The organism is Rhodoferax sp. (assembly GCF_039922535.1).
Classification (GTDB): domain Bacteria; phylum Pseudomonadota; class Gammaproteobacteria; order Burkholderiales; family Burkholderiaceae_C; genus Rhodoferax_B.
The window spans coordinates 1-3,532 of sequence record NZ_JBDTEM010000012.1 but is presented as its reverse complement, the minus strand read 5'-3'; the positions used below and the strand labels follow the sequence as shown (position 1 = coordinate 3,532).

The 3,532-nt window shown below is 62.3% G+C and carries 6 protein-coding genes; all 6 read left to right on the top strand.

Annotated elements, in window-relative coordinates; all coding sequences use genetic code 11:
• On the top strand, nt 1–218 hold a 218-nt coding region (locus ABI213_RS00385), incomplete at its 5' end, for a DUF2269 family protein (RefSeq protein ID WP_348025646.1).
• 12 nt (nt 219–230) lie between these two features.
• Nucleotides 231–698, top strand: a complete 468-nt coding sequence (locus tag ABI213_RS00380) for a GNAT family N-acetyltransferase (RefSeq protein ID WP_348025644.1) — start codon at nt 231–233, stop codon at nt 696–698.
• Nucleotides 699–732: 34 nt separating this feature from the next.
• The gene (locus ABI213_RS00375; RefSeq protein WP_348025642.1) at nt 733–1,167 is read left to right on the top strand and encodes a VOC family protein; all 435 of its coding nucleotides are present in this window, start codon (nt 733–735) and stop codon (nt 1,165–1,167) included.
• A gap of 66 nt (nt 1,168–1,233) precedes the next feature.
• Nucleotides 1,234–1,881, top strand: a complete 648-nt coding sequence (locus ABI213_RS00370; protein WP_348025640.1) for a hypothetical protein — start codon at nt 1,234–1,236, stop codon at nt 1,879–1,881.
• A gap of 247 nt (nt 1,882–2,128) precedes the next feature.
• Complete coding sequence (locus tag ABI213_RS00365; protein WP_348025638.1) at nt 2,129–2,626, top strand: helix-turn-helix transcriptional regulator; 498 nt, start codon at nt 2,129–2,131, stop codon at nt 2,624–2,626.
• Nucleotides 2,627–2,641: 15 nt separating this feature from the next.
• The coding region (locus tag ABI213_RS00360) for an acyltransferase (RefSeq protein ID WP_348025636.1) at nt 2,642–3,532 on the top strand (891 nt) is incomplete at its 3' end.

Here is a 3,532-nt window from a genome sequence, read left to right as displayed (position 1 = left end):
TGTCGGCGGGCCTGTTTGTGTTGGCCGGGCTCTGCTGGTTGCCCGTGGTGTGGCTGCAGATCCAGATGGCGGCGATCGCGCAAGCTGCCCTGCAGACAGACACTCCATTGCCGCCGCGCTACTGGCGTTATGCGCGTTGGTGGGAGTGGCTAGGCTACCCCGCGTTTGTGGCGATGCTGGGGGTGTTTTATCTGATGGTTGCCAAGCCGAATTTTTAGGAAATGTTGCCGATGTTGTTGTCTACCCGCCTAGCCACGCCGCACGACCTGCCTGCCATTGCGCCGCTGTTCGATGCCTACCGCCAGTTTTACGACCAGGCACCGGACCTGCCACGGGCCACGGCCTTTTTGCAGGCTCGCATGGCTAACACGGAGTCCACCATCCTTGTGGCGCAGGGCGAGGCTGGGGCGGTGCTGGGGTTTTGCCAGCTATACCCGTCGTTTTGCTCCGTGGCCGCCGCGCCCATTTACGTGCTGTACGACCTGTTTGTGGCCCCGGATACGCGCAAGTCGGGCGCGGGGCGGGTACTGTTGCAGGCGGCCGAGCAGTATGCGGCTAGCCAGGGCGTAGGGCGGATGGACTTGACCACGGCCAAGACCAATCTGGCCGCGCAGTCGGTGTACGCGTCACTCGGCTGGGTGCGCGACGAGGTGTTTTTTGCGTACAGCAAAGCCGTGGATGGCGCTGTGGCTGTTTAACCTATTAACCTATTCACCGATTCAGGATTGCACCATGCCCGAAGTGATGGGTGTCGACCACATTTACATCACCGTGTCCGACCTGGCGCGGGCCGAGCCGTTTTACGACCAGGTGCTGGTGGCTGCGCTGGGGTTTCGCAAGAACACGTTTGCCCTGTCTGGCGATCCGCACATCCAGTACTTCAACCGTCATTTCGGCTTCGTGCTGCGCCCGGCGCGCAGTGGTGTGCCGCACGACCCGTACGCGCCCGGGTTGCACCATTTTTGCCTGCGTGTGGACACCGTCGCCGACGTGCAGGCCGTGGCCGAGCAACTGTGTGCGGCGGGTCTGGATGCCACACCGGCCCGGCTGTACCCGGAGTACGCGCCGGACTACTGGGCCACGTTTTTTGCCGACCCCGACGGGATCCGTTTGGAAGTGACCAACTACCGCCAGGAGCGGCGTGCGCGGCACGACGCTTGGGATTAGCCTGCTGGTTTGCAATTCAACATCCTTTTTGTTATATTCAATATTCGCAAATCGCGAATATTGAATATGCAACTCAAACCACAAGACTTTCTGGTGGCGCTTAAGCTAGTAGCCTGGAGTGGGCAGCGTTGGACGTATGCCGCGCTGGCGCATGCCTTGGGTTTGAGTACGTCAGAAGCCCATGCTTGCGTGAAGCGGGGTTTGCAAGCCGGGTTGTTGGCGGTCAACGCATTGGAAGCGGCTGTGCATGGGGCAGTGGCTGCACATGAGCCGGGTGCGATTTACCGCTTGGCTAGGCGGACGCGGCTTTCGGCCTCTGAGCTGACGCAAGTTGTCGGGGGCGACAACCCGGCCCGTGCGAACCCCCGCAACCTGGCCGAGTTTGCGGTGCATGGGGCCAAGTACGCGTTTCCAGCCGAAAAGCTGGGTTTGACGCTGGGCGTGCCCACCAGCCACAGCGCACCTGCGTTTGCGGGGGTTTTCGCGCCTGGTTCTGACGCGATGGTGTGGCCCCATGCCGAAGGCGCGGTGCGAGGCATCGGGCTACGGCCGCTGCACCCCAGCGTGCCGTATGCGGCCATGCAGGATGCCAAGTTGTACGAAATGCTGGCGCTGTTTGATGCGCTGCGCGCAGGCCGTGCCCGTGAACGCGGCATGGCTGCCCAGCGTTTAGCGGCGTTGATTAACCCGACCCAGGAAGTGGCCCATGGCTAATCCCAACCTTGCATTGCTGTTGTCCATGGCCCAGGCATTGGAGCATGGCAGCCTGACATCCGGTTAAGGTATAGCTCAACCGGATATTGAAACCTACGCCATTTGGCGGCTGGCGGCCCATTGGCGTCGATTGGCGGCTTCATGGCGTGATGCGCAACGAGGAGCGGAGCGAAACTCCACAGCACAGCTCCTGCATCTTTGCGGCCGCCTTCGATCTCAGCTAGTTTCATCAGCCAGGAAGCACACAATGGACACCATGAAAGTCGATCCTGAAGTTATCCGGAAGTTGCGCGAGGAACGTGCCTGGTCGCAGGAGCATTTGGCTGCCGTGACGGGCTTGAGTTTGCGCACCATCCAGCGCGTCGAATCTGAGGCCAACGCGTCCGCCGAGACGCGGATGTCACTCGCGGCGGCGTTTGGGGTCGACTTGGCACGACTGAGCCCGCCGCCTCCGGTCGCCGCTCCGGTGCTGCCCTCGTCCTCTCTGCCGACTTCATTGGGTGTGGTCTCGTCTGGGCCGCCCGAGTCCGCGCCGATGCTTTCCTATTTGCACTACCGCCTCTTGCGATTCGCGGTCATCGTCGGCCTGCTCGTAGGGCTGGATGTCTGTCAGTCGGGAAGGGTCACCTGGTCAAGGTGGGTTTTCATTTTCGGCGCTGTGCTGATGCTGCTGCGTGCTATCAAATCGCGGTTCGTCGGCCCTAGGCTACTACCTGGGCGTCGATCGGCCGAGCGGAACGTCTAGACGCCGGCCCGAACCATGACCATCCGTCCACACGTTACGACACCCGGGATCGGCAGTGTGCACGACCCGCAGTTCGCAACCGATCTGTCCGCCTCGAATGGGATCGAGGCGACATCGACCGACCGCCAAGTCGGGCACAGCGTCGCACGCAACGCCGGATTCGACGCACTGCGTGCGAGCCTGACGCTTCTGGTCGTGATGCACCACGCCGCTATCACCTATGGGGCGATGGGGGGATGGTTCTACCGTGAGGTGCCCACAGACCGCTCGCTGTCGTCGACATTGCTGGTCTATTTCTGCACGGTCAACCAAGCCTTCTTCATGGGCATGTTCTTCCTGCTCGCGGGATACCTCACACCAGCGGCTATCAACCGACACGGGCTGCGCCATTACGTGATGGACCGGCTGAAGCGGCTCGGCTTGCCACTGCTATTTTTTGGATGGATCCTCGGACCGGTAACGATCGCCATGGCACAGACGTCGCGTGGCCATCCCTTCGTTCAAACATGGACCCGCCTACTGCGCGCCGGAACGTTCGAAAACGGCCCCCTTTGGTTCGCCCAAGCCTTGCTACTCTTCGCGTGCGCGGCAGTCGTATGGGTGAGCGCGCGATCAGTCGAACGCGTTCAACCGCAGCAAGCAAACGGGCCACGGCCGTGGCCATCCGATGCCGCACTGCTCGGCGCAGCATGGGCGACCGGCGCTTGCGCCGTGGCCTTGCGGGCGTTCTGGCCCGTAGGCGTCAACGTTTGGGGCCTGCAACTCGGCTACTTTGCGAGCTACGGTGTGCTGTTTGCGTTCGGCTTCGTCGCGGCGGGACCGGCCTGGCTCGAGCTGCTGCCGCCACAAAAAGTGCGAACCTGGTGGACCGTGGCCTGCTTCGCGCTGCCGGTCCTACCTATCGTC